This window comes from Alishewanella sp. HL-SH05, assembly GCF_052655985.1.
Window position 1 is genome coordinate 1,961,890 of sequence record NZ_CP199753.1, and the last position, 22,457, is coordinate 1,984,346.

22 protein-coding genes are annotated in these 22,457 nt (G+C 46.1%); 8 read left to right on the plus strand and 14 right to left on the minus strand.

The window, feature by feature from the left end; all coding sequences use genetic code 11:
• Positions 1-63 precede the first annotated feature (63 nt).
• The 4 genes from fghA (at position 64) to ACUJFL_RS08980 (ending at position 4,919) form a co-directional block, all read left to right on the plus strand.
• Positions 64-927 carry an S-formylglutathione hydrolase gene (gene fghA, locus ACUJFL_RS08965; protein WP_445429045.1) on the plus strand — a complete coding sequence of 288 codons (864 nt, stop codon included), beginning with the start codon at positions 64-66 and terminating at the stop codon, positions 925-927.
• A gap of 248 nt (positions 928-1,175) precedes the next feature.
• Complete coding sequence (locus ACUJFL_RS08970; RefSeq protein ID WP_226751506.1) at positions 1,176-1,595, plus strand: HIT family protein; 420 nt, start codon at positions 1,176-1,178, stop codon at positions 1,593-1,595.
• 71 nt (positions 1,596-1,666) lie between these two features.
• Positions 1,667-3,661 carry a bifunctional metallophosphatase/5'-nucleotidase gene (locus ACUJFL_RS08975; RefSeq protein WP_445429046.1) on the plus strand — a complete coding sequence of 665 codons (1,995 nt, stop codon included), beginning with the start codon at positions 1,667-1,669 and terminating at the stop codon, positions 3,659-3,661.
• Between the two features lie 193 nt (positions 3,662-3,854).
• The gene (locus tag ACUJFL_RS08980) at positions 3,855-4,919 is read left to right on the plus strand and encodes a sulfate/molybdate ABC transporter ATP-binding protein (RefSeq protein WP_445429047.1); all 1,065 of its coding nucleotides are present in this window, start codon (positions 3,855-3,857) and stop codon (positions 4,917-4,919) included.
• Between the two features lie 23 nt (positions 4,920-4,942).
• Here ACUJFL_RS08980 and mnhG read toward each other — a convergent pair whose 3' ends face one another.
• The 9 genes from mnhG to cysP form a co-directional block, all read right to left on the minus strand.
• Positions 4,943-5,317: a monovalent cation/H(+) antiporter subunit G gene (gene mnhG / locus ACUJFL_RS08985; RefSeq protein WP_226751509.1), complete on the minus strand. Its 375-nt coding sequence runs from the start codon at positions 5,315-5,317 to the stop codon at positions 4,943-4,945.
• Entirely contained in the window at positions 5,314-5,592 is a 279-nt protein-coding gene (locus tag ACUJFL_RS08990; protein ID WP_226751510.1) for a K+/H+ antiporter subunit F, read from the minus strand. Before ACUJFL_RS08990 ends, mnhG begins: the two co-directional genes overlap by 4 nt.
• Positions 5,589-6,089: a Na+/H+ antiporter subunit E gene (locus tag ACUJFL_RS08995; RefSeq protein WP_229585913.1), complete on the minus strand. Its 501-nt coding sequence runs from the start codon at positions 6,087-6,089 to the stop codon at positions 5,589-5,591. The genes ACUJFL_RS08990 and ACUJFL_RS08995 overlap by 4 nt, the downstream gene beginning before the upstream one ends.
• Complete coding sequence (locus ACUJFL_RS09000; protein WP_445427263.1) at positions 6,086-7,681, minus strand: monovalent cation/H+ antiporter subunit D; 1,596 nt, start codon at positions 7,679-7,681, stop codon at positions 6,086-6,088. The genes ACUJFL_RS08995 and ACUJFL_RS09000 overlap by 4 nt, the downstream gene beginning before the upstream one ends.
• Positions 7,678-8,028 (minus strand): Na+/H+ antiporter subunit C, encoded by a 351-nt coding sequence (locus ACUJFL_RS09005; RefSeq protein WP_226751513.1) that lies wholly within the window; start codon positions 8,026-8,028, stop codon positions 7,678-7,680. The genes ACUJFL_RS09000 and ACUJFL_RS09005 overlap by 4 nt, the downstream gene beginning before the upstream one ends.
• Entirely contained in the window at positions 8,028-10,922 is a 2,895-nt protein-coding gene (locus ACUJFL_RS09010; protein ID WP_445427264.1) for a monovalent cation/H+ antiporter subunit A, read from the minus strand. The genes ACUJFL_RS09005 and ACUJFL_RS09010 overlap by 1 nt, the downstream gene beginning before the upstream one ends.
• 219 nt (positions 10,923-11,141) lie before the next feature.
• The gene (cysW, locus tag ACUJFL_RS09015) at positions 11,142-11,957 is read right to left on the minus strand and encodes a sulfate/thiosulfate ABC transporter permease CysW (RefSeq protein ID WP_226751515.1); all 816 of its coding nucleotides are present in this window, start codon (positions 11,955-11,957) and stop codon (positions 11,142-11,144) included.
• A complete protein-coding gene (gene cysT / locus ACUJFL_RS09020; RefSeq protein WP_226751516.1) occupies positions 11,954-12,790 on the minus strand; it encodes a sulfate/thiosulfate ABC transporter permease CysT in 837 nt (278 codons plus the stop codon). The genes cysW and cysT overlap by 4 nt, the downstream gene beginning before the upstream one ends.
• Entirely contained in the window at positions 12,790-13,791 is a 1,002-nt protein-coding gene (gene cysP / locus ACUJFL_RS09025) for a thiosulfate ABC transporter substrate-binding protein CysP (RefSeq protein ID WP_226751517.1), read from the minus strand. Before cysP ends, cysT begins: the two co-directional genes overlap by 1 nt.
• A gap of 627 nt (positions 13,792-14,418) precedes the next feature.
• Here cysP and ACUJFL_RS09030 point away from each other — a divergent pair.
• Positions 14,419-14,670 carry a hypothetical protein gene (locus ACUJFL_RS09030; protein ID WP_445427265.1) on the plus strand — a complete coding sequence of 84 codons (252 nt, stop codon included), beginning with the start codon at positions 14,419-14,421 and terminating at the stop codon, positions 14,668-14,670.
• A gap of 219 nt (positions 14,671-14,889) precedes the next feature.
• Positions 14,890-15,204: a hypothetical protein gene (locus ACUJFL_RS09035; protein ID WP_445427266.1), complete on the plus strand. Its 315-nt coding sequence runs from the start codon at positions 14,890-14,892 to the stop codon at positions 15,202-15,204.
• Between the two features lie 89 nt (positions 15,205-15,293).
• Here the strand turns inward: ACUJFL_RS09035 and ACUJFL_RS09040 are convergent, their stop codons facing one another.
• A complete protein-coding gene (locus ACUJFL_RS09040) occupies positions 15,294-16,607 on the minus strand; it encodes a M20/M25/M40 family metallo-hydrolase (protein WP_445427267.1) in 1,314 nt (437 codons plus the stop codon).
• A 361-nt stretch (positions 16,608-16,968) separates the two neighbouring features.
• Positions 16,969-17,943, minus strand: a complete 975-nt coding sequence (locus tag ACUJFL_RS09045) for a GGDEF domain-containing protein (protein WP_445427268.1) — start codon at positions 17,941-17,943, stop codon at positions 16,969-16,971.
• A 467-nt stretch (positions 17,944-18,410) separates the two neighbouring features.
• Here ACUJFL_RS09045 and ACUJFL_RS09050 point away from each other — a divergent pair, with 467 nt between their 5' ends.
• Positions 18,411-18,884, plus strand: a complete 474-nt coding sequence (locus ACUJFL_RS09050) for an energy transducer TonB (protein ID WP_445427269.1) — start codon at positions 18,411-18,413, stop codon at positions 18,882-18,884.
• Positions 18,885-18,994: 110 nt separating this feature from the next.
• On the opposite strand, the gene ACUJFL_RS09055 is transcribed toward ACUJFL_RS09050, so the two are convergent.
• The 3 genes from ACUJFL_RS09055 to ACUJFL_RS09065 all read right to left on the minus strand — a co-directional run bounded on the left by ACUJFL_RS09055 (position 18,995) and on the right by ACUJFL_RS09065 (position 21,279).
• Positions 18,995-19,393, minus strand: coding sequence for a glutaredoxin family protein (locus ACUJFL_RS09055; RefSeq protein WP_306176554.1), 399 nt, complete (start codon positions 19,391-19,393; stop codon positions 18,995-18,997).
• Between the two features lie 70 nt (positions 19,394-19,463).
• A complete protein-coding gene (dinF, locus tag ACUJFL_RS09060; RefSeq protein WP_445427270.1) occupies positions 19,464-20,786 on the minus strand; it encodes an MATE family efflux transporter DinF in 1,323 nt (440 codons plus the stop codon).
• Between the two features lie 55 nt (positions 20,787-20,841).
• Entirely contained in the window at positions 20,842-21,279 is a 438-nt protein-coding gene (locus ACUJFL_RS09065; protein ID WP_226751524.1) for an Lrp/AsnC family transcriptional regulator, read from the minus strand.
• A gap of 138 nt (positions 21,280-21,417) precedes the next feature.
• Between ACUJFL_RS09065 and astA the strand changes: the two genes are divergently transcribed.
• On the plus strand, positions 21,418-22,440 hold the full coding sequence (gene astA, locus ACUJFL_RS09070) for an arginine N-succinyltransferase (RefSeq protein ID WP_229585929.1): 1,023 nt from the start codon (positions 21,418-21,420) through the stop codon (positions 22,438-22,440).
• The last annotated feature ends 17 nt before the right edge of the window (positions 22,441-22,457 follow it).

Consider the following 22,457-nt stretch of genomic DNA (forward strand, 5'->3'; position numbering starts at 1 on the left):
GCTTTTGCTTTGGCGTGTTAGGCCGATAGGCATCTTTCGTTTTTCGATATTAAGAGGCCGCGTATGACAACTTCTTCTGCACTTATCGCTGTAAGCGAACAACGCTGTTTTGGTGGCAAACAACTGCGATTTAAACATCAATCTGCGGTGCTGCACTGCGAAATGCAATTTTCAGTATTTTTACCGCCGCAAGCAGAGCTACACAAGGTACCTGCACTGTATTGGTTATCAGGTTTAACCTGTACCGATGAGAATTTTTCCAGCAAAGCCGGGGCGCAGCGTGTGGCTGCAGAGCTTGGACTGGCGCTAATCATGCCCGATACCAGCCCTCGTGGCGCCGATGTTGCTGATGATCCAGATGGGGCTTATGACTTTGGCTTAGGGGCCGGCTTTTATGTTAATGCCACTGAAGCGCCTTTTGCTGCGCATTATCAGATGTATGATTATATTTTGCAGGAATTACCGGCACTGCTGCAGGCAGAATTGCCACTGAGCGCGGCTAAAGCAATCAGTGGTCACTCGATGGGGGGGCACGGTGCTCTGGTCATTGGCCTGCGTAATAATGCCGAGTATCGCAGTATTTCTGCTTTTTCACCCATTTGTCACCCGATGAATTGTACTTGGGGCCAAAAAGCGCTGCGCGGTTATCTCGGGGCCGATGAAACAAAATGGCAGCAATACGACGCCGCTTATTTGCTGGCGAAGCAGGGCAGTCAGCTGCCGATTTTAGTTGATCAGGGGCTCAGTGATAACTTTTATCCGGCACAGTTGCAAACTGACAGCCTGGTTAAAGCCGCAGAGCAAGCAGGCGTTGCCGCTGAAATCCGTTTGCAAGCAGGCTATGATCACAGCTACTACTTTATCGCCAGTTTTATCGAGCAGCATTTGCGCTTTCATGCCCGTCATTTAGGCTTAACTAGCGCTTAGCGAGCTTTGTTTTATGAGCAGTGACGGTATCGTGTTATGCCGTCGCCCTCACTGGCCTCCTATGCTAGCGGTTTCTAGTTAACTCCCACCGTTATGAGCCTTGTAAACTGGGTATTAGTAACAACATGTCGTCACTGTACCGGCTATTTTTCAGGCTAGTGCATAACAAAGCGCAGTGCTCTGCTACCTTGTTGCCGTTCATGCTGGCATAATTGGTAAACGTTAACAACCCCAGCCAGGAGCACCTTATGAGCTATCAAGATAACAACGTTTTCGCCAAAATTTTACGTGGTGAATTACCCTGTTTTAAAATTTATGAGGATGAACACAGCTTAGCCTTTATGGATATTATGCCGCAGGCAGATGGTCATGCTTTAGTGATCCCCAAATACCCGGCAGAAACATTGGCTGAACTTCCCTTAGATTATGCCGCTCCTCTGCTAGCGACGGTGCAAAAAGTGATGGCTGCGCAAAAAAGTCTGCTAAAAGTGGAAGGCATCGTCTTAATGCAACTCAATGGTACTGCGGCGGGACAAACGGTGCCGCATTTGCATTTTCATCTGATCCCAACGCATTTAAGCGAATTAAAACGCCACGGTGCTGAGCAAGGTGATATGGGGCATATCAAATCGCAAGCAGTTGAATTGGCAAAGTTATTGACGCAATAAGCACAGATTAACCGCAGTGGCCATCGGCAAGACAAGCGGCTAACTCAGGTGTAAAAATACGGAAACCACTGATGCAAAAGCAAACGGGTATACTACTGGCTTTAACACTGCTTTTAAGCAGTTGTACACATCAAACTGAACGGCTGACAACAGCAACGGCAACAACGGGCTTGCAGCTGCAAATTATTCATATTAATGATACCCACTCACAATTTGATGCCTCACCCGCTAAGTTATTTGGGGCGGCAGAGCAGCCGCTTTATACCTTTATTGGTGGTCATCCACGGGTACTCAGCCATGCGCGCACCTTACGCCAGCAAGCTGCCAATAAGGGATTGAGTAGTTTATTTTTACATGGTGGTGATGCCTTTAAAGGCAGTGCATATTTTGAATTGTTTGAGCATGAAATTAATATCGACATTCTTAATCGCATGCAGCTGGATGCGATGGCGCTGGGAAACCATGAATTTGATATCGGCCTTGAGAAATTAGCGCAATTTGCCAGCCAAGTTAATTTTCCGGTGTTAGCCGCTAATGTCGATAGCCGCGCCGAGCCGCGTTTAGCCAAGGTCGAGAATTTAAAGCCGTTTCAATTATTTCGTTTAGTGGATCAGCAATGGCAACCGACCTCTTTACCGATTAACCCTGCTGAACCGGTGCTGGCGGTATTTGGCCTCGCGCTTGAGGATATGCGCGCCATGGTGCCTGATACCGGCGCCTTAGTGTTTGCCGATGAAGTCGCGTCTGCCCAACAAACGGTAGATTTTTTACAACAACAGGGTGTCAAACATATCGTAGCGTTAACCCATTTAGGGCATCAGCGTGATCGCACCTTGGCCGCTAAAGTGAATGGTATTGATGTGATTGTTGGCGGGCATTCGCATACCTTACTTGGCGATTTTCGGCAGTGGTCGCTGGGCCAGCAAGCGCCGTATGCCGAGCAAATTCGTAATGCTGATGGCAAGGCCATCACCTGCGTTGTGCAAGCTGGACAGTTTGCGCAAGCCGTCGGTGCTTTAACGGTGAGCTTTGATCGGCAAGGCCAAATCAATCGTTGCGATGGGCAAAACACCTTACTGGCCAGTAAACAGTTATATCACTCGGCTTTGCGCCAAGCCGATAGCCAGCTACAGGGCGAGCCACTAGCCAAGCAATTAGGTTTTATTACCGCGTTAGCGCGCACGGCCATTACTGAAGAAGATGCTAACTTACGCCAAGTGCTGGATGAGGTTTATTTACCTGCCGTGCAACAAGCCTATGGGAAGCAAATCAGTGCACTGGAGCAAACCCTTTCCCATGTGCGTTTACCGGGTACGGGTGGCAGTGACCAACATGGTTCGCTTTTAGCGGCGCATATTACCGATGGCATTCAATATTGGTTAAATAGCCGTGCGCGCGCGGAATTAGAGCAACCGGTTGATTTTACTTTGCTGGGGGCGGGCAATATTCGCAGTGATTTAACCGCCGGCGCCGTGTTCGAAGGGCATATTCGTTTAGAAGTATTACCCTTTGCTTCTGCGCTCAGCGTTTTAACCGTGAGCGGAGCCGATGTGCTGGCATTATTGCAGCAAACCATCAGCGCTACCTTACCTGCCGGTGCGCATGCGGGGAAGTTTCCGTATAGCAGTCATTTACGATATACCGCAATAGAGCAAGCGGATGGCCGTTTAGTGCTTACAGATGTTGCGGTATTACAACAAGGGCAATGGCAAGCACTGCTGCCCGAGCGGCAGTATCGTCTTGCTACAACGGATTATTTAGCCAATGGCAATGATGGTTGGCATAAGCTGCAACAAGTACAACAAAACGGCAGCGACCGGCGAGATATTATTTTGCTGAACGGTCAGCCAAAAGCGTTTGCGGTAACACGGGTGCGCGCCGAGCAAGATGCCAGTGGTAAAACAGCTTATGTACCGGAATACGCACAAGCGGCTGGCTTACCTTGTCAGCAAACTAACGCGGATTGTAAAGTACCGGCCGAGGCGTTTATTCGTTATCTGCAAGCTTATCCGGCGCTATGGCAACAAACAAGACCTGCAACGGTGACGCTTCAGCGCGCGCCATAGGGCGCATCGCTTGATGGTTGCGCAGAGTGATGGCCAGAACTGAGTGCTCTTATTCCAACTTGGAATAGCGAAGAAGAAAATCGAACTTTATTGTTATTGAGTTTTCGCCGTAAGATACACTTTTAGGCGTAGCTTAACCTACTGCGCCTGCTATGGGTTTTCCAGCTGCAGAGCTGGCCGCGAAGAGGCTGCAATGAGTATCCATATTGAACAGATCAGTAAACGTTTTGGGCAATTTCAGGCGTTAAACGCGATTAATCTGCAACTGAATACCGGTGAGCTAACGGCACTACTTGGGCCATCTGGCTCGGGTAAAACCACCTTATTGCGCATCATTGCGGGCTTAGAGCAGGCTGATAGCGGTCTGATCCGTTTTAATCAGCAAGATATTAGTCAGCAGCATGTCTCTGAGCGGGGTGTCGGGTTTGTGTTTCAGCATTACGCCTTATTCAAACATATGACAGTGTTTGAAAACGTGGCTTATGGTTTAACGGTGAAACCGAAAAAATTGCGGCCAAGCAAAGCCGACATTGCAAAAAAAGTGCATAACCTGCTCGAGTTAGTGCAACTAGGTTGGACTGCCGACCGCTATCCAGCGCAATTATCCGGTGGGCAACGCCAACGCATTGCGTTAGCGCGAGCGCTCGCGGTAGAACCCAAAATGTTATTATTAGACGAACCTTTTGGTGCGCTCGATGCCAAGGTGCGCGCGGAGTTACGCCGTTGGCTGCGCCGTTTACACGATGAGATCCATGTAACCAGCGTGTTTGTTACGCACGATCAGGAAGAAGCACTAGAGGTTGCGGATCGTATCGTTGTGATGAATCAAGGCCAAATTGAGCAGCACGGTACGCCTGAGCAAGTGTATGATCATCCGGCCAATCCGTTTGTGTATGAGTTTTTGGGTAATGTCAATTTGTTCCATGCCAGGGTTAATCAAGGTCAAACCCATATCGGTAAAGCCGCGATGCCCGCGCCAGAGCATAGCAGTGCTGCTGAGCAGGCCGGTTTAGCGTATGTCAGGCCGCATGAAATTGACGTCTTTAATCAACCGCAAACCGATGCGATACCGGTAACCATTGATTTAATTACGGTGGTAGGGCCGACAGTGCGCTTAGAAGTACAAGCGACGGAGCTGGCACAGCTGGTGCATATTGAACTGCCCAAAGCACAATTTAATACGCTGAATTTAGTGACCGGAGCGCCAGCTTGGATCAGACCTCGGTATAGTAAAGTGTTTTTAGGCGAAGGTATTTAATACCTTACCATCACCAAGGCCTGCTAAGCTGATGGGGGTTGGCTAGACTTTGCGCTGTCGTGCTGTGCTTGTTTGTGGGTGTTGCGTAAATCTCGATAAACTGCCGCGCGCATTAACAACATGGCACTGACCGGGGCCGTGAGCAGTACAAAAGCACTGATTAACAGTTCGTGCAGCACAGGTCGCAGCCCTAAACCGCTAAAATACAGCATCGACGCCAGCACAAAACAGGTGGTACCAAAAGTAATACTGATCGCCGGGCCATGGATACGCTGATAAAAATGGGGTAGACGTACTAAGCCTAAGGTACCAATTAAGGTGATCAGGCTACCGGCAATTAACAGCAAGGCCACCGGTATTGCGATCCACGCTGGGATCGACTCGGCTAATTCAATCATTCGATCACCTCTCCACGTAATAAAAACTTCGCTAAGGCCAAGGTTGAAACAAAGCCAATTAAGGCAATTAACAATGCGATTTCGAAATACAACACGCTGCCAAAACTGATACCGAGCACTAGAATAAATAGCATGGCCACCATCCATAAAGTGTCTAAGGCTAACACCCGATCCTGAGCGGCGGGGCCACGGATCAAACGAATTCCACAGCAGAGCATGGCAAGCAGTAAACAAAATTGGCTAAAATATAATGCCATTGTCAGTAACAGGCTCATTGGCTTGCCCCTTCAAAAATCTCGATCAAAGGTTGTTCATAGCGCTGTTTAATGGTGTCTATCCACCAGGCTTCATCATGTAAATCAAATACATGTAATGATAACTCATGTGTATCTGGCAGAATTTCTACCCAAACCGTGCCAGGGGTTGAATTAATAATACACGATAAAACGGCAAGCCCGGTGACATCTCTTAAATGCAATGGCACACGAATAAATTGCGAATTCAGTTGATGTTGGCGCCGAAATAAAATGATGCGGCTGACATTAATACAAGAACGGACAATTTCAGTAGCCGACCATGCCAGTAAACGAAATAGTACCCAAGGCTTGCGAATACGCGAGCCTTTAATGGCTAACGGCGCACAATACATAGGGATAACCCATGCGAGCAGACCGCCTAAAAGCAGTTGAGAAAGGGCCAATGATTGGTTAAGTAGTAGCCATATCACGATTAAGCTAACCGACAACAATGGACTAGGCAGCAGTTTATTCATGGTGCCTCCTTTCGTGTTGGTAAAGTGCTTAAGACCTGCTCGATATAACGTTGTGGATGTTGTAAGTCAGCAGTAATACGCTCCAGTAAGTTATGTAGTGGCTCAGCAAAAAAAGCTAAGCTGATACAAAGCGCTAACAGCAGTAGCACGGGGCCTGCTTCATTTAATTTCAAGCGCGGGCTGGTAGTGGCTTGTGCTGTCCAAAAGCTGCGCACGCCAAAGCGCATAAAGGCAATAATAGCGGTTAACCCTGCCAGCATGAGCAAAATAAGCAACAGCCAATGGCTTAAGCTAAAGGATAGCTGCAACAGATGATGCAAGATATTAAACTTGGCGATAAAGCCCGATAGCGGTGGTAAGCCTGCAATAATAAGCGCGCAGGCTACAAAACTCATACCTAAAAAGGCCATTGCCGCAGGGATCGCCACGCCTGCTGACTCTTGCTTTTCTTCCTCTGGTGCAAAAAACTCCATACTCAATGCAAACACGCTATCGGCCGGCGTGTAGATCCGTTCAATCAATTCAGTTAACAACACAAAAGCGGTTACTGCTAAGGTAGAGCTGATCAAATAAAACAGCATGGCACTGAGCATACTCGGCTCGGCTAAGCCTAATAAGGTGAGCAATAAGCCTGAAGATATCACCGCACTGTAACTGGCTATGCGACTGGAGTCCTGTGACGCGAGTAAACCCAGCGCGCCAAAAGCCATGGTCATTAAGCCGGCATAAAGTAGGAAATCAGCAGCAAAACCGGCCGAGGCACCGCTATTGGCACCAAATAAAAGGTAATATAGCCGCAGCAGAACATAAATCCCCATTTTGGTTAAAAAGACCAACATGGCGGCCACTGGCGGGGATGCGGCCGAGTAGGTCGTCGGCAACCAAAACCCAAGAGGCCAAATGGCACTTTTTGTTAAAAAAGCCACCGCCAGCATAGCAGCACCCGCGTGCAGTAATTGCCGTGGTTCGTCCGCTAATGCGGGCATTTTCGCCGCTAAATCGGCAAAGTTTAATGTGCCAGTTGCAGAATAGACTAAAGCAATACCCAGTAAGAAAAACACCGCCGCCAGCAGATTCACCACGATATATTGCATACCGGCGCGGATCCGGGTGATGTTGTAGCCGTGTAATAACAGCCCATAAGATGCGGCGAGCATCACTTCAAAAAACACGAATAAGTTAAACAGATCGCCGGTGAGTAAGGCGCCATTAATACCCATTAATAAAAACTGAAACAAAGTATGAAAATGCACACCTAAACGCGCCCAGCGACTATAAGAAAATATTAACGCGGCATTGGCCAGTAATGCCCCGACTAATAAAAATAGCGTAGCCAAACGATCACCGACTAGCACAATACCGAAGGGCGCAGCCCAGTTAGCGGACAATACTACCAGCAAGCCTTGTTCGGCGGGGGCGCTATCGGTGATAACTAGCAGCAGAATGGCCAGTAAAAATAACAGTAGGGTACTGGTTTGATTAATAAAAAACTTAAGCTTGTGATGGCGTTCGTTTATGAGCAGCAGCAAGGCACCGGTGAATAACGGCAACACGATCGGTAATACGATGATCTCGGCTAAAAGCAAACTCATTCGTCATGCTCCTGCTCTTTACCATCGACGTGATCGGTACCGGTTAAACCACGAGAGCCTAATAACACCACCAGATATAACGCCGAGGTCGCAAAGCCAATCACAATGGCGGTGAGTACCAAGGCTTGCGGCAACGGATCGGCATAGAGCCCTTCGATAAAACTGACGGCGTCGCTGGCAAAAGCGGGACGATTGACCTGAATTTTGCCGGTAATAAACAGAAATAAATTCACTGCATAAGACAACAGTAACAGGCCAATAATCACCTGAAAGCTCCGTGGACGTAAGATTAACCAAATACCTGAAGCGAACAAAATGCCGATGCTAGTTGCTAAAATCAGTTCCATTAACGGCGCTCCTCTGCGGTGTCTGTCTCTGTTTTGATACCCGGGATACGATGACTGCGCACAGTTTGGTGGGCGATAGCGATTAAGATCAGCATGGTGGTGCCAACTACTACTGCAAAGATGCCCAGATCAAAAAACATCGCACTGGGTAAATGCAGCTTGCCCAGCAGAGGTAAATCGAGGTGCAAGGTATGTGTGGTTAAAAACGGATGGTCAAAATACCAAGCCATAGCCCCGGTTAGTGCCGCTAGCACTAAGCCAAAACTGAGCCAGCGGTGCGGTTGTAGTTTGAAGCGGGCTTCAACCCAGGCCGTGCCAGACAGCATATATTGAATAATTAACCCTACTGAGAAAATCAGCCCAGCAATAAAACCGCCGCCGGGCAGGTTGTGGCCTCGTAAAAAGAAGTAGGCGACCACCAGCAAAATAATAGGTAACAGCAAGCGTAAATAGACGCCTGGGATCTGTAAGTAACCGCTGATTGCTTGTTCACTGGGCAGTTGTGAATAAGCCGGGTCCAGAGGATTGCGTTGTTGCGGTGGGATCTTAATGCTCTCAATAGCAGGGCGAAAACGTCGCAGTAGGGCATAGACGGTTAAAGCCACGATGCTTAATACCGCAATCTCGCCCAGCGTATCTAAACTTCGATAATCCACTAATAGTAAATTGACAACGTTGCTGCCGCCGCCTTCAGGTATGGCTTTTTCTAAGTAAAAACGACTTAAGGTGGCGTTATCTGGCTGGCGCAAAATAATATAACTGATAACAGCTAAAGCTGAACCAGCACTGATGGCAATGATTAAATCGCGAATGCGGCGTAACCGATCGCGTGCCGATGCCTGTAAATTCAGTTTTTTCGCCGCAATACGCGCCGGTAGCCAGCGTAAACCAAGCAGTAATAATACCGTGGTGACGGTTTCCACCATCAGTTGTGTTAAGGCTAAATCGGGTGCCGATAACCACAAAAACGTGACACTGGTGGCGATACCGGTACCCCCCACTAAAATAAGGGCGGCTAAACGGTGAAATTTTGCCTGCCAGGCCGCCGCAATGGCACAGCTACAGCCCACTAACCATAACAATGCAAAAGCCAAACTGAGTGTGTCGTTTGGCCAACTGACACTGAGTGTTGGCCAAGCCGATAACAGCCATATCGATGCCGCTAACCCCGCTAAAATCATCCATATTAGTTGCGGTTGTAAGCGGCGGGTACTAAGCTGCCGCTCTAAGCGTGCGGCGCTGGCAGCGAGGATCAACATGGTGGTTTCGTAAGCGGCTTTACCATTTAAGCGATGTAATAATGGCACCCGATCACGTTGATGCAATTGGCAATAACGGCTGAGCCAAAAATAAAAACTGATACCGCCAACAAAGGCCAAAACACTCATGACTAGCGGCAAGTTAACGCCATGCCAAATGGCTAACGAGTATGCGGGTAGGGCTTGACCCAAGACTGATTGTGCGGCGCCGTGTAACACCGGCCCGATACTCAATTCAGGTAAGACCCCCACCACAAAACAGCACAGCACTAAAAACTCGACCGGAAAGCGCATCCAGCGTGGCGGTTCATGCGGGTTGGCTTTAACCGTTTGCACTGGGCCAAAAAACACTTGAATAAAGCGTAGCGAATAAGCCACGCCAAAGATCCCCATTAACACCGCCGCAGCCGACATCCACCAATTTGAGCTTGAGCCGACTAACAACGCCTCGGCAAAGAACATTTCTTTGGATAAAAAGCCATTTAACAACGGCACACCCGCCATCGCTGCGCTGGCCACGATGGCTAACGTGGCAGTGTAGGGTAACACCTGGCGTAAGCCACTGAGCGCGCGCATATCACGACTGCCGCTTTCATGGTCAATGATACCTACGGCCATAAATAACGAGGCTTTAAAGATGGCATGATTTAAGGTGTGAAAGATAGCCGCCACCATGGCTAAAGGCGTGCCGATACCTAATAAGCACACAATCAAGCCAAGATGACTAATAGTAGAGTAGGCCAGTAGGCCTTTTAAATCATGTTGAAAAATCGCCAAAAAAGCACCGACCAACATGGTACAGACCCCAGCAGTGCCGATGATCCATGTCCATTCTGGTGTGCCCGCGAGCACCGGCCACAGTAACATCAATAAAAAGATGCCTGCTTTAACCATGGTAGCCGAATGTAAAAAGGCCGAAACCGGCGTGGGGGCGGCCATGGCATGCGGTAACCAAAAGTGAAATGGAAATTGCGCGCTTTTACTTAAGGCTCCTATTGCCACTAACATCACAATCGCTAAGTACCAAGGATGAGCTTGAATGGTTGTACTGGCTTGGCGCACCTGATCCAAGTCGTAGCTGCCTGCGACATGGCCAAGTAATAACACGCCAATAAATAAACACAAGCCACCAAAGGCGGTAACGGTAAAAGCCATTCGAGCACCACGGCGTGCGTCGGGTCGATGATGCCAATAACCAATTAATAAAAAGGAGGTAAGACTGGTTAACTCCCAAAACATCACTAGCTGTATTAAGTTACCAGATAACACGATACCTTGCATCGCGCCCATAAAGGCCAACAGAAAAGCGAAAAACCGCGGTACCGGATCTTTAGGAGACATATAGTAGCGAGCGTAAACCACCACGAGTAAACAGATCCCTTGGATCAAGGCAGTAAACAGCCAGGCTAAACCATCAAGCCGAAACACCAAGTTTAAATCGATAGCCGTGAACCAACGGATCTCTTGGCGTAAGCTCAGTCCTTCGGAAATAACCGGATATTGAGAAAAGGTCAGCAGCAAACCACTCAGTGCAATCAGTGCGGCAAACCAGGCTTCGCGGTTTCGCGCATGTGCAGGCATAAAGGCCGCGATGAGTGCGCCGACAAAGGGCAGTAAAATCAGTAACAGTAGCATTTCGCTCCTTGCAAACATCTGCTGTTAAATAAAGAGTATAGAGGGTAGATATTTACGCCTGCAAAGGCATTGACCTGTCTTTGCCACTAAGGTGTTGCCATCTTAGCATTACTGGCTGTCTTTTCAGCTTAGCAATGTTTAAAAATACCGATAAAAAGCCTGAACCTAAAGTTATTAAGGACAATTTCGTATTTAGCTTTGCCATTTTAACTGAACCGCTTATACAGCCCGTTGCAGGCGCCATTGTAAAACGGCTTTGACGATGAGCGTGGCAATTGCCATCAAGGTTAATAAAGCGGCGGCAATAAAGGCTCCTGTCGTATTGTAATCTTGCTGCAATAACTCGATATGCAAGGGTAAGGTATTGGTTTGGCCGCGTATCGTACCTGAAACGACGGAGACCGCACCAAACTCACCGACCGCACGCGCGTTAGTGAGGATCACGCCATATAACAGTGCCCAACGAATATTCGGAAAGGTAATATGCCAAAACACTTGCCAGCCACTGGCACCGAGTAACACTGCCGCTTCTTCCTGTTCGGTGCCCAGAGTAGACATTAAGGGCACGAGTTCTTTCACTACAAAAGGGCAAGACACAAATACGGTGACCATCACTAAGCCTGGCCATGCAAACATCAGCTGCATATCGGCGGCGTCTAGCCACTGGGCAAAAGGACCGTTGCTGCCATAAAGCAATAAATACAATAAACCGGCTACCACAGGTGACACCGCAAACGGAATATCAATCAGCGTTAGCAATAAGCGGCGGCCAGGAAAGGTAAAGCGCGTAACACACCAAGCAATTAAGGTACCAAACAGCACATTAATGGGCACAGTTAACCCTGCTACTAACAAGGTCAAACCAATGGCATGTAGCATATCGGCATCTTGTAAATTTTGCCAAACACCGCCAACACCGGCAGCAAAGGCGGCGATAAAGATAAAGATCAGCGGCACCAACAACAGCAGCACACTGAGGGTAATTCCGGTACCAATTAACCACCATTTTAAGGGGTGTTTTACCCGAGCCGTCATTTTAATGCTCCAGTAATGTGTTGATAGCGCTGCTGAATACCATTAATGATAAATAATAAGATTAACGAGCTTAGCAGCACTACGCTGGCAATCGCCGCAGCCGCGGCGTAGTCAAATTCCTGTAAGCGGACAAAGATCATTAACGATGTCACTTCGGTTTGCCAAGGCAAATTACCGGCAATAAAAATAACGGCACCAAATTCGCCTAAGCTGCGGGTAAACGACAAGGCGGTACCGGTTAATAAAGCGGGTTTAATTTCCGGTAAGATCACCCGAGTAAAAGTTTGTAATGGGCTTGCCCCCAGCGTCGCCGAGGCTTCTTCGTATTCAGGGCCAAACTCTTCTAAAACGGGCTGAACGGTGCGTACCACAAAAGGCACGCTGGTAAACAGCATGGCGATGACAATACCCAACCAGGTATAAGACACCTTGATATCCCATAGCGCAAAATACTGGCCATACCAACCTTGAGTAGCAAACAATGCTGCCAAGGTTAAGCCGGCTACCGCCGTGGGTAAGGCGAAGGGTAAGTCCATTAAGCCATCAAGTAACAGCCGCCCAGGAAAGCGATAGCGCGTTAAGATCCAAGCCATCAGCAAGCCAAAAAACAAATTCAGTATGCTGGCCACTAAAGCAGCCGACAGTGTGACTTGGTATGTGGCCACCACGCGGGGATCGCTAATAATTGCCCAGTATTCTGCTAGGCTCAGTTGCGCTACTTCCATCACCAAGCCGGTTAATGGCAATAAAATAACCAAACCGATAAAAAATAAACTGCTGCCCAAGCTAATGGAAAAACCCGGTAACACTCTTTTGGTTTGGTAAGCAGCCATTAGTTACGGCGTCCTTCAGCTAAAATTTTATCCAGTTCTGCGTTACTGCCAAAGTGCTGCTTATTAACTTGCTCCCAGCTGCCAAATTGTTGCTCAACGGTGAACAATTCCGTTGCTGGAAATTGTGCTTGGCTGCTAGCTTGCACTTTTGGGTGATGTACTCGATAGAAGTAGCTCGCTAACACCTGCTGGGCTGGCTCAGAATATAAAAAGTTTAAGTAAGCTTTTGCTTGTGCAGTGGTGCCATTACGCTCAACATTTTTGTCGATCCACGCTACCGGGAACTCCGCTAAAATATTGGTTTTCGGTACCACGCGTTCCAGTTGTAACTCGGGGTATTGCTTGATGATGTTGTTCACTTCCGATTCAAACGTAATCAGCACATCGCCTAATTGCCGCTCAACAAAAGAGGTTGTGGCGCCCCGACCGCCGGTATCAAACACCACCACGCGGCTTAAAAAATCGACCATCCAATTTCGCGCGGCTTGATCATCAGCAAGCCGTAACTTGGCTGCACCGTAGGCCCCTAAATAAGTGTAACGGGCATTGCCAGAGGTTTTTGGGTTAGGAAAGACTAAGGCGACATCGTCTTTAGTGAGATCGGCCCAATCTTGAATATGCTTTGGGTTTCCCTTCCGAACCAAAAAAGCCATGGTGGAGTAGTAAGGTGAGCTGTTATTGGCCAGCCGTTCACGCCAATTCTGCGGCAGTAACTTACCGCGCTGATACAAAATATCGATGTCGGTACTTTGGTTAAAGGTGACAACATCCGCCCGCAGCCCTTGAATAATGGCTTGCGCTTGGCGTGAAGAACCGCCATGCGATTGGTTAATGGTTAGTGTTTCACCGCTTTCAGCTTGCCAGTGTGCTACAAACAACGGGTTAATTTCAGCAAAGAGTTCGCGGGCGATATCGTAGCTGCTATTGAGCAACTCTTTAGCCACTAAGGCCGGACTTAATAAACTACTGCTAAGCACCACAGCCAATAATAGGTTACGCATTGTCATTCACTCCTTCATGATCAGAAGTGTTAGTTTAATATGCGTATTGGTTACTACAAGAGAGTTAGTAATGCCATTTTGTTATATAGCATAGTTAGAAGCTATATGCTGATGGTGGAAAAGCTTATGTCTGAGCACTTTCCAGAGCTGTAATTGTTTAAATGATCATAGCCTATCTGCTTGGTGATGTTGCTAATCAATTAATATTAAGCACTTTTTTACTAAATTAACTGCGTAATCATAAAGGTCGGCTTAATGCATTAGGTACAGAGAGTAGAACATTTATTCAGACGGTTTAACTGGTTCTTTTTACCAGGTACATAAAACAAAGGCCTTTAAACTATTGCGCTATTTGCAAATAAAAAGTAATGATTTAAAGTTAATAGGTTAACAATTTTGGCGAAGCCCATCTTGACAGGATGAAGGTGTTTGTTGAGTAAGCATGGCACTGTTAATGATGAATGCTTTTAAGAAAAGCTCAGTTTTAATCATTTGAGCAGAACATGATTGATCAAAAACGTTGTTATGAAACATGTTTTGTCTTATGTCTTTATCTTAACGACAGGTCCGCGCGTACTGGCTGCATTATGGTTTTTCTATCATGTTAAATTCAAAAGGAATGCTGGAATGAAATCAATTAAATTAAAGTCCGTACTGATAGAATTTTTCATAGCAGGATTATCGGTAATGATAACTTTTGCACTAATGATTAATTCAGGCATTGATTTGACCCAAGCTAACATTTTCTCATTTGATACGTTTTCTATTTATGTATTTGTTGTGATCGGTATTTGCCTGCATTTTTTCAGAAAAATTCTCACTAACTTGACTAAGCTTATCAGTATTTTTGTCACATCTCAGGGATCTGAAAAAAACTAACTAGAAAATGGCACACGGTTGTTAAGGGGAGGGGTGTTCAGACGCCCTTTGTTGTTGTTTCATTAATGAGATGGTAAAAAAATAGTATTCAGCTATATTATTTACATTGTTAACTAAAAACCAACAGTTGTGTCGCTCTGTTGGCTTTAACGGGTAACATTAAATTGCGAGTTCAACAGTTAGTACTTAATCGCAAGTTATGATTTCTGGGGCATCAGCATGAAAATATACTGGTCATTTAATCATATTCCGGAGCTTTCCCATTTATCAGAGAGTGAAAGAAAACGGTTATGGCAAAAAGCTTCCTCGAGATGTTTGCGTAGTTGGCTCGGGTGGCTTGGGCTGATTTTCTGTGGTCTTAGTGGATCTTTAGGCGCTGATATAGGTGAAATATATGAATTAAAAATGCTTGGTACTGCTCTAGGTGGCGCCACCGGCGGTCTTATTTATGCTCAAATTGTTACCTATTTTGCGGTAAAGCATTATAAAGAACTTTTGGCAGAGCCACGTTCTTCAGATGACCCTGAAACTTAACCAGACGCTGTTGTTGTCAACGCTAGCCCTTCGTGAGGCGGTTTATCTGCACTGTGAGCCGCCGTGATAATTTGGCTATTTAGGAATGGTTATAACTGCCCTAATCGATAAATAAGCAAAGCTGATTTTTCGATGTTTTTGCTTAAACTCGTTAGATCTGCCGTTTCATTTTGAGTGTGAGCACCCGCGCCCATTAAACCTAGCCCATCAAGTGCCATGTCTACATGGTTTGCAGCAAATGAGATATCGGCAGCACCGGCATTGCGTGGGTTGGCTGCCACCACTTTGTTGTAGCCTAAATCTTCACTGGCTTTGCTATACATGGCCAATAATTTTTGATTGCCTTCAGTCATTGCCATGGCGGGGTAGCCGTCTGCAAATTCAAGCGTCGCTTTGCTGCCATTTAAGTTATGACTAACAATACGTTGCATTGTTTTTTTGGCATCTTCTTCTTGTGTGGGAGACAGCGCACGTAGATCACCGGCAACATAGACTTTTTGGGCGATAACATTACTTTTTCCAAACGCCGTTGCGGTAGAATGGGCATTGTCGAAATCGGCATGAGTGCCGCCAACTATCAGTCCTGGGTTAAAGGTTAAATTAGGCTGCGAAGCGAGTTGCTCTCTAAAGCTATTTAAAATGCGAGAGACTTCATAAATAGCGCCAAAACCCACGGTGTCACTAAATATTTGTGACGAATGAGCAGCTTGTGCTTCCACGGTAAGTGTCCAGTCGATATAGCCTCGCCGCGCGACCATAGCGGTTTCAATATTGTTATCCGCATTCTCATAGCCCAGAGCTACATCTGCCCAGATTGCCGCATCGACTATGGCTTGCTTCGATAAATTCAATGGCTGGCCGCTGCTTTCCTCATCGCCAGTGAGTAACACCTTAATGCTGACATTGTTAAGCAAATTGAGTTCGTGCAGGCTTTTAAGGGCAGTAATAATAATCGTATTGCCGCCCTTCATGTCGGCAACACCCGGACCGGATGCTAAAGTCGGACTAAGTTGTGTGTAGGTGTTAAAATTATCGTTTTCGGCGAATACGGTATCAAGATGGCCAATCATCAGTATTTTAATGGCATTTGGATTGTTGCTTTCGCGTGTTGCAAGCACATGGCCCGCGCGGTTAAAAGCGCTGCCATCCAGCCATTCTACTTTAAAACCAATAGCGGTTAATTGTGCAGTGGCTAACTGTCCAACCTTTTTAACACCCGCAAGATTCAGCGAGCCACTATTGATATTGACGGCTTGTTCTATCTCTTGTAATGCCTGAGGCAGATGTTGTGCAACCTGTGTAACGATTTGTTGTTCGTTTTTATCAAGCTTAGCGTAGCTGGTTAAAGGAAATGTCGTGGCAAGCGCAATGATAAGTACATAGCTTAATTTTAAGAATGACATGGCAGCCTAATTAATCTGCAAGAATGAACTGAATATGCAGTAAAACGACATCATATTCAATACGAAAAAACTGCAGTGCACCATCTCGCGTTAGGAGTAATCGTTAGGCAATGTTAAAGATGGGGCAGCCCATAACTCAGCTTTTGCTAAAGGTTTCTGGCCATTTTTGCTTTGTCATGAATTCAACCTGTTATATAGGCTCTGAATATTTTACAAAGTTTGACGTTACCAAGTTAAGTTGTTAACAAAATTATCCCATGTATCGAGATAGGTTGAAATCACTGCACATTAGGAGTGTTACGAATTGCACCAGATGTAAGGTAAATAATTAGCGACTTACAAATTATGTAATGCAGCGTATTTACTCATCACTGAATATGGCACGATCTCGCCCACTGTTTTTAGCTAAATACAACGCTTTATCGGCACGTTTTAACCAGCTATCCTCTGTGGTGCCTGGCAGCCAAGGTGCTACGCCAAATGACACGGTGATTTCTTGGCCATCGGGTGTTGTTAATGTGCTTTTAATCGCGGTTCTAAGGTTTTGAATAAACGCATGGTGCTGCTCATTGATTTGCGGGATCAGTAACACAAATTCTTCACCACCGAACCGATACAATCGATCATATTGTCGAATATTGGCGGTGGTAATGGCCACAAAATCTTTGAGCACCTGATCGCCCACCGCATGACCAAAGTTATCATTAATGGCTTTGAAATAGTCCAGATCGAGAATAGCTAACATAGGTTTGCCACCGTTACGCTCTGCGGTTGCTAGGGCGGCTTTTATATCAACGCTCATGGCTCGGCGATTAAAGGCGCCGGTAAGTGCATCGACTGTATTGAGGGTTTCCAGTAAACTAAACTGCTTAGCGCTATGGCTAGCATAAACAAAGGAGCATAGAGACAACATTAAGATTGAAACAAAGTAGGAGTTAAATGACACAATAACAAAAATGTCAGAGAGTACTGCCAGCGCAATACCGGCCAGCATATTTATACTAAAAGCCTCTATGGGCTTCACTAAGATAAAAGTACTGACGAAAACCGGGTAGATCCATAAAAAACTGTCTATACCATTAGCACTGCCAATAACGACGACACCTGTATTAATAAAGATGGCAATTACAATGCTGACCACACGGATATGCAGGCTTAAATAGGCATAAACAACTAACATTATAATGCCCAAAACCAGCGTGATATCGATGACCGCTGCTATCAAGTTGCCTTCTAGGTAACGTATTACGGCGAAAGGTAAAACACCCAGCACAGCAACCACACCAAGTAACAACAGCAATGACAGTTGATATTTTTGCTGTAACTGATTAATCATAACCTTCTCGTTTGAATGAAATGAGTATATTTATCACTTTACATATTAACATGACCAAAACGTTATTATTATTTTATCTTTATTCAATTTGTGCAGTGCGGTTATCAATATTTTTTATTTAATCAATGCAAAAACCTGCGCCAGTTGGCTATTACGATCAGTCTAGTTTTAACAGAAAAGCAGAGCTTTGAAACCTACCGAGTTGTTAAAGAATTATATTATTGCATTTGCAATCATTAACTGTTATTTATTGTTAATAAATTTTTACAGTAGTTCAGAATAAGCTCGATCCCCGCGATAGTTCGGCCGGCAACTCTGTGTTTATGTGTGCAGCAAGCCACTTTCAGATTGCTTTGTTTTGCGTCGGTAAAACGCAGGCAACCTTCAGCATAAAGCATGAAGCATAACGGTGAAACAATCTTAGCCGAAGTATGGTGTCATAAATCAAAAACTAGAGGGAATTAGTGATGAAAAAAATCGTGTGTATAAGCGTGTTAGGTGTGCTTTTAATCGGTTGTAAAGCCAATGATTCGGTACAAGGTACTGATCACGCCGCGGCACTGGCTGGGCTGAATTATCTTAATCTTACGGCTGAAGATAAAAAAGATTTATTAGACGAATATTGGATAGCCGAAAAAAAACAAGAGCCACGTTATCCGCTTGATGCTGCATTTAACCAGCTATCAGGTTGTGTCGATATGCTTGTGGGGATCGATGAAAACGGTAAGGCCACAGCCGTATCGATTATCACGTCATTTCCTAAAGGCATTTTTGATGCAAACGCGAAAGAGGCTTTAGCGCATTGGCAATGGGTCGCCAGTGCTCAAAACAGTGCGAAGCAACCGGTGTTGACTTCCATTAAATTTGATTTTACGGTCAGTGGTTCAAAAAACTTAACGAAAGCTGAGCAGCAATGTGATTATGTGCATACGGTTGATTAGCGATTAAAACGGTCGTGTTGGCTATTCTCACGTATTTAAACAACGCATTTAAACAAGGTGCTTAAAACATAGCGGATGACAAGTAGCGCATATTCGATGCGCTATTACCATTAAGAACGGCTGGCGGTCACTAGGCTTTGTAAGTGTAAGATAATCGCCTCAGATTCATACAGCCACTGCGTTTCACCCAAGTCATCTTTGATCTGCAAACAAGGTACTTTCACTTTTCCGCCACCGCTAAGCAGTTGTTGCCGGTACTCGGCATGGTGCTGTGCGTCACGTTTTTGGATGTTTAAGCCTAAACGGGCCATCTCTTTGCGCACTTTAATGCAAAAAGGGCAGGCGGCAAATTGATACAGTGCCAATTGCTGGCAGGCTTGAGATAATTGTTGTTGTTGCTCGGCGCTATGAGCCATCGGGCTTGGGGTGCTGAGTTTTTCAGCCAGTAACATAACAGGGGTTAATACCAAACGAATAAAGCGAAAAAATAAACGGATGATCACACGCATAAACAACTCTGCTGCTCGTCATTGAATAAAAATAGTGGCGCAGCATAGCACAATTTAGCGGTTTTTTGCTTTAACGAAATAGCACCACGATACCTTGGCGATACAGTGGCCATGCTAAACTTAAACCGCGTAATAACATAAATAGCGACAAGGCTAGCCAAAGCGCATGATTATTTAAATGTTGTAGCAGCAGGTAGCACAGCGCAAAGCCACTAAAGGCAAGCAACATACTGTTTCTCATCGCGCGTGCTTGTGTTGCCCCAATATAAATGCCATCAAGCAAGTAGCCCCAAACGGCTAACAGCGGTAGTCCAATTAACCAAGGCAAATACAGGTTTGCTTGCTGTTGCACCGCGGTAATAGAGGTTAAGCTGCTAATAATTGTCGAGCCTGCCAGCCAAAACAGCGCGCTGAATAGCCCCCCTAATAACCATCCCCAGCCCGCCAAGATCTTAAGCAGCAGCCGCAATTCGCTTTGATCTTTTGCACCAACCGCTTTACCCGTCAGAGCTTCTGCGGCATAGGCAAAGCCATCTAGGGCATAAGATACCAGCATTAAAAAGGTGATCAGCACCGCATTTGCAGCGACTACAGTATCGCCAAAACTGGCACCTCGAAAAGCGATAAATACAAACACCAGTTGTAAACAAAGACTGCGAATGAAAATATCACGGTTTAAAGCAAAGAGTCGGCTATAACCGTCGGCTGAGAACAGCTGTGGCCATTTAACAGGCCCCAGTTGTTGTTGTCGCCATAAGCGGCGCACCAAGTAAAGCCCAACGGCAAGCGTACTGTAATCGGCCAAGACCGACGCCGCCGCGACACCACTGACTTTCCAGTCAAAGCCCAAAACAAATACTAGATCAAGTAGGATATTGATGGTTTGATTCAGCAGGAGTAGCCACATGGGATAACGGGCGTTTTGCAGGCCCAAAAACCAACCGAGTAATACCATATTCAGCAGGGCAGCAGGAGCGCTCCAAATACGGATCTGAAAATAGATCTCAGCCTGTGTTAACACTTCTGAGCTCGCACTGCTGAGCTTATAGACGATTGGCATGACCCATGGATGCACGATTAACAAAATTAACGCTAAGCAGAGCGCCACTAAGCCCGCTTGCAGTAAACTTTGGCGTAAGGCTTGTTGATTATTGCGGCCTAAAGCTTGTGCCGTCAAACCGGTGGTGCTCATACGTAAAAAGCCGAGTAACAAAAACACTAAGCTAATTAAACTACTCCCCAGCGCCACACCGCCTAAATACCACGCCTGTGCTAAATGCCCTACCACGGCGGTATCGACCAACGACAGTAATGGGATGGTGAGGTTGGAGGCAATCATGGGCAGTGCAATCAATAACACTTGCTTTTGTTTAGGATGCTGTAAAGTTAACAACGCTGAGGCAACTTGCTGCTGTTCATATTAAGGCCGTTTCTCTCATGTATATGACTTAAAACGCTTGGCGTTTAAATTTGGTTTCTAAAATGACCGACGAGGTGGTGCGTTCAACCCCTTCTAAATTACCAATATCGTCGAGTAAATGACTCAGTTGCTCAGTACTCTGAGCTTGCACAATCGCAATTAAATCGTACTCGCCACTAATGGCATAAAGAGCGGCTATTTGCGGTATTTGCTTTAATTCATTATTGGTGCGGGCCGTCAACTTTTGTTTCACTTTGATACTAACGTGTGCTGCCACTAAACTGGCTAACCAGCTTTCGCCCACTTCAACGGTATAGCCTTTGATCACGCCAGTTTCTTGCAATTTTTGCAAACGATTTTGCACCGTGGCGCGAGACAAGGATAAGGCTCGTGCCAGGTCGGAAATACTCGCACGCGCATCTTTTTGCAGCAGTGCGAGCAGTTTTTCATCTTCTTTGCTTATCACTTTGTATTATGCCCTTAGCAAATTGCAATATAACTCTTTTATTCTGTTTAAAATGATACTGCAAAATGTCAGCTATGGCGAATATAATGGCATTACGACGAGTTACTGTTTTCTCGCTTATTCGCTGAGGCAATGTGTATGTTATTGATCCGACCGATTACGACGGCTGATTTTGCCGCCTTAAAACAAATTGCGGTGGAATCCGGCCCTGGCTTTACCTCTTTACCGGTGCATGATGAGCGTTTACAACACAAAATTGCCCATGCTTCACACAGTTTTAATGTGGATGTTTCTGCACCAGGCGATCACGGTTATTTATTTGTGTTAGAAGACTGCAGCACAGGTGAAATCGTCGGTACCACCGGTATTGAAGCGGCCGTTGGCTTACATACACCGCTGTATCACTTTCAACAAAACACCGTGATCCATCACAGCGCAGAGTTGAATGTATTAAACCAATTAAAAACCTTGACGCTATGTAACGACTATACCGGTGCATCAGAAATTTGTACTTTATTTTTACGAGAAAGTTATCGGCGTAATCATGCTGGGCGCTTTCTGTCTAAGGTGCGGTTTTTATTTATGGCCGAGCATCCGCAGCGCTTTTCTGACATCGTGATTGCCGAAATGCGAGGTGCCACCAATGCCGAGGGCAAGCCGCCTTTTTGGAATTGGTTACAGAACTTGTTTTTAACCATCGACTTTCCTACGGCCGATAAACTGATTGGTGTCGGCAAAAAGGCTTTTATTGCTGAGTTGATGCCGCGTCATCCTATTTATGTGGGCTTACTGCCTACTGAGGCGCAGCAAGTGATTGGTCAGGTGCATGAAAATACTAAGCCAGCCCTAAAAATGTTGGAAAAAGAAGGCTTTAAGCATCGGGGGTACATTGATTTGTTTGATGCCGGCCCAACGGTAGAAGCCCGCTTACAAGATATTCGTTCTGTCGCGTTAAGTCGCCGTGTACCGGTGACCATTAAAGAAGTGCGTGGTGAGCGCACTTTAGCTGTGGCGAATACTGCCCTGAGTGAGTTTAGAGCCAGTTTTGGTAAAAATGCCCAGTTTGATGAACAACAACAACAGTTACAGATCAGCGCAGAGTTAGCCGCAGCCTTGCAATTGGCCGAAGGTGATTTTGCACGTTTTATTAATTTAGATTAATGTCGGCGTAGCGGTGT

Coding starts and splice junctions, on each gene's coding strand:
- fghA (WP_445429045.1), top strand. CDS start 64: ATGACAACTTCTTCTGCACTTATCGCTGTAAGCGAACAACGCTGTTTT.
- ACUJFL_RS08970 (WP_226751506.1), top strand. CDS start 1,176: ATGAGCTATCAAGATAACAACGTTTTCGCCAAAATTTTACGTGGTGAA.
- ACUJFL_RS08975 (WP_445429046.1), top strand. CDS start 1,667: ATGCAAAAGCAAACGGGTATACTACTGGCTTTAACACTGCTTTTAAGC.
- ACUJFL_RS08980 (WP_445429047.1), top strand. CDS start 3,855: ATGAGTATCCATATTGAACAGATCAGTAAACGTTTTGGGCAATTTCAG.
- mnhG (WP_226751509.1), bottom strand. CDS start 5,317: ATGATTGAATTAGCCGAGTCGATCCCAGCGTGGATCGCAATACCGGTG.
- ACUJFL_RS08990 (WP_226751510.1), bottom strand. CDS start 5,592: ATGAGCCTGTTACTGACAATGGCATTATATTTTAGCCAATTTTGTTTA.
- ACUJFL_RS08995 (WP_229585913.1), bottom strand. CDS start 6,089: ATGAATAAACTGCTGCCTAGTCCATTGTTGTCGGTTAGCTTAATCGTG.
- ACUJFL_RS09000 (WP_445427263.1), bottom strand. CDS start 7,681: ATGAGTTTGCTTTTAGCCGAGATCATCGTATTACCGATCGTGTTGCCG.
- ACUJFL_RS09005 (WP_226751513.1), bottom strand. CDS start 8,028: ATGGAACTGATTTTAGCAACTAGCATCGGCATTTTGTTCGCTTCAGGT.
- ACUJFL_RS09010 (WP_445427264.1), bottom strand. CDS start 10,922: ATGCTACTGTTACTGATTTTACTGCCCTTTGTCGGCGCACTCATCGCG.
- cysW (WP_226751515.1), bottom strand. CDS start 11,957: ATGACGGCTCGGGTAAAACACCCCTTAAAATGGTGGTTAATTGGTACC.
- cysT (WP_226751516.1), bottom strand. CDS start 12,790: ATGGCTGCTTACCAAACCAAAAGAGTGTTACCGGGTTTTTCCATTAGC.
- cysP (WP_226751517.1), bottom strand. CDS start 13,791: ATGCGTAACCTATTATTGGCTGTGGTGCTTAGCAGTAGTTTATTAAGT.
- ACUJFL_RS09030 (WP_445427265.1), top strand. CDS start 14,419: ATGAAATCAATTAAATTAAAGTCCGTACTGATAGAATTTTTCATAGCA.
- ACUJFL_RS09035 (WP_445427266.1), top strand. CDS start 14,890: ATGAAAATATACTGGTCATTTAATCATATTCCGGAGCTTTCCCATTTA.
- ACUJFL_RS09040 (WP_445427267.1), bottom strand. CDS start 16,607: ATGTCATTCTTAAAATTAAGCTATGTACTTATCATTGCGCTTGCCACG.
- ACUJFL_RS09045 (WP_445427268.1), bottom strand. CDS start 17,943: ATGATTAATCAGTTACAGCAAAAATATCAACTGTCATTGCTGTTGTTA.
- ACUJFL_RS09050 (WP_445427269.1), top strand. CDS start 18,411: ATGAAAAAAATCGTGTGTATAAGCGTGTTAGGTGTGCTTTTAATCGGT.
- ACUJFL_RS09055 (WP_306176554.1), bottom strand. CDS start 19,393: ATGCGTGTGATCATCCGTTTATTTTTTCGCTTTATTCGTTTGGTATTA.
- astA (WP_229585929.1), top strand. CDS start 21,418: ATGTTATTGATCCGACCGATTACGACGGCTGATTTTGCCGCCTTAAAA.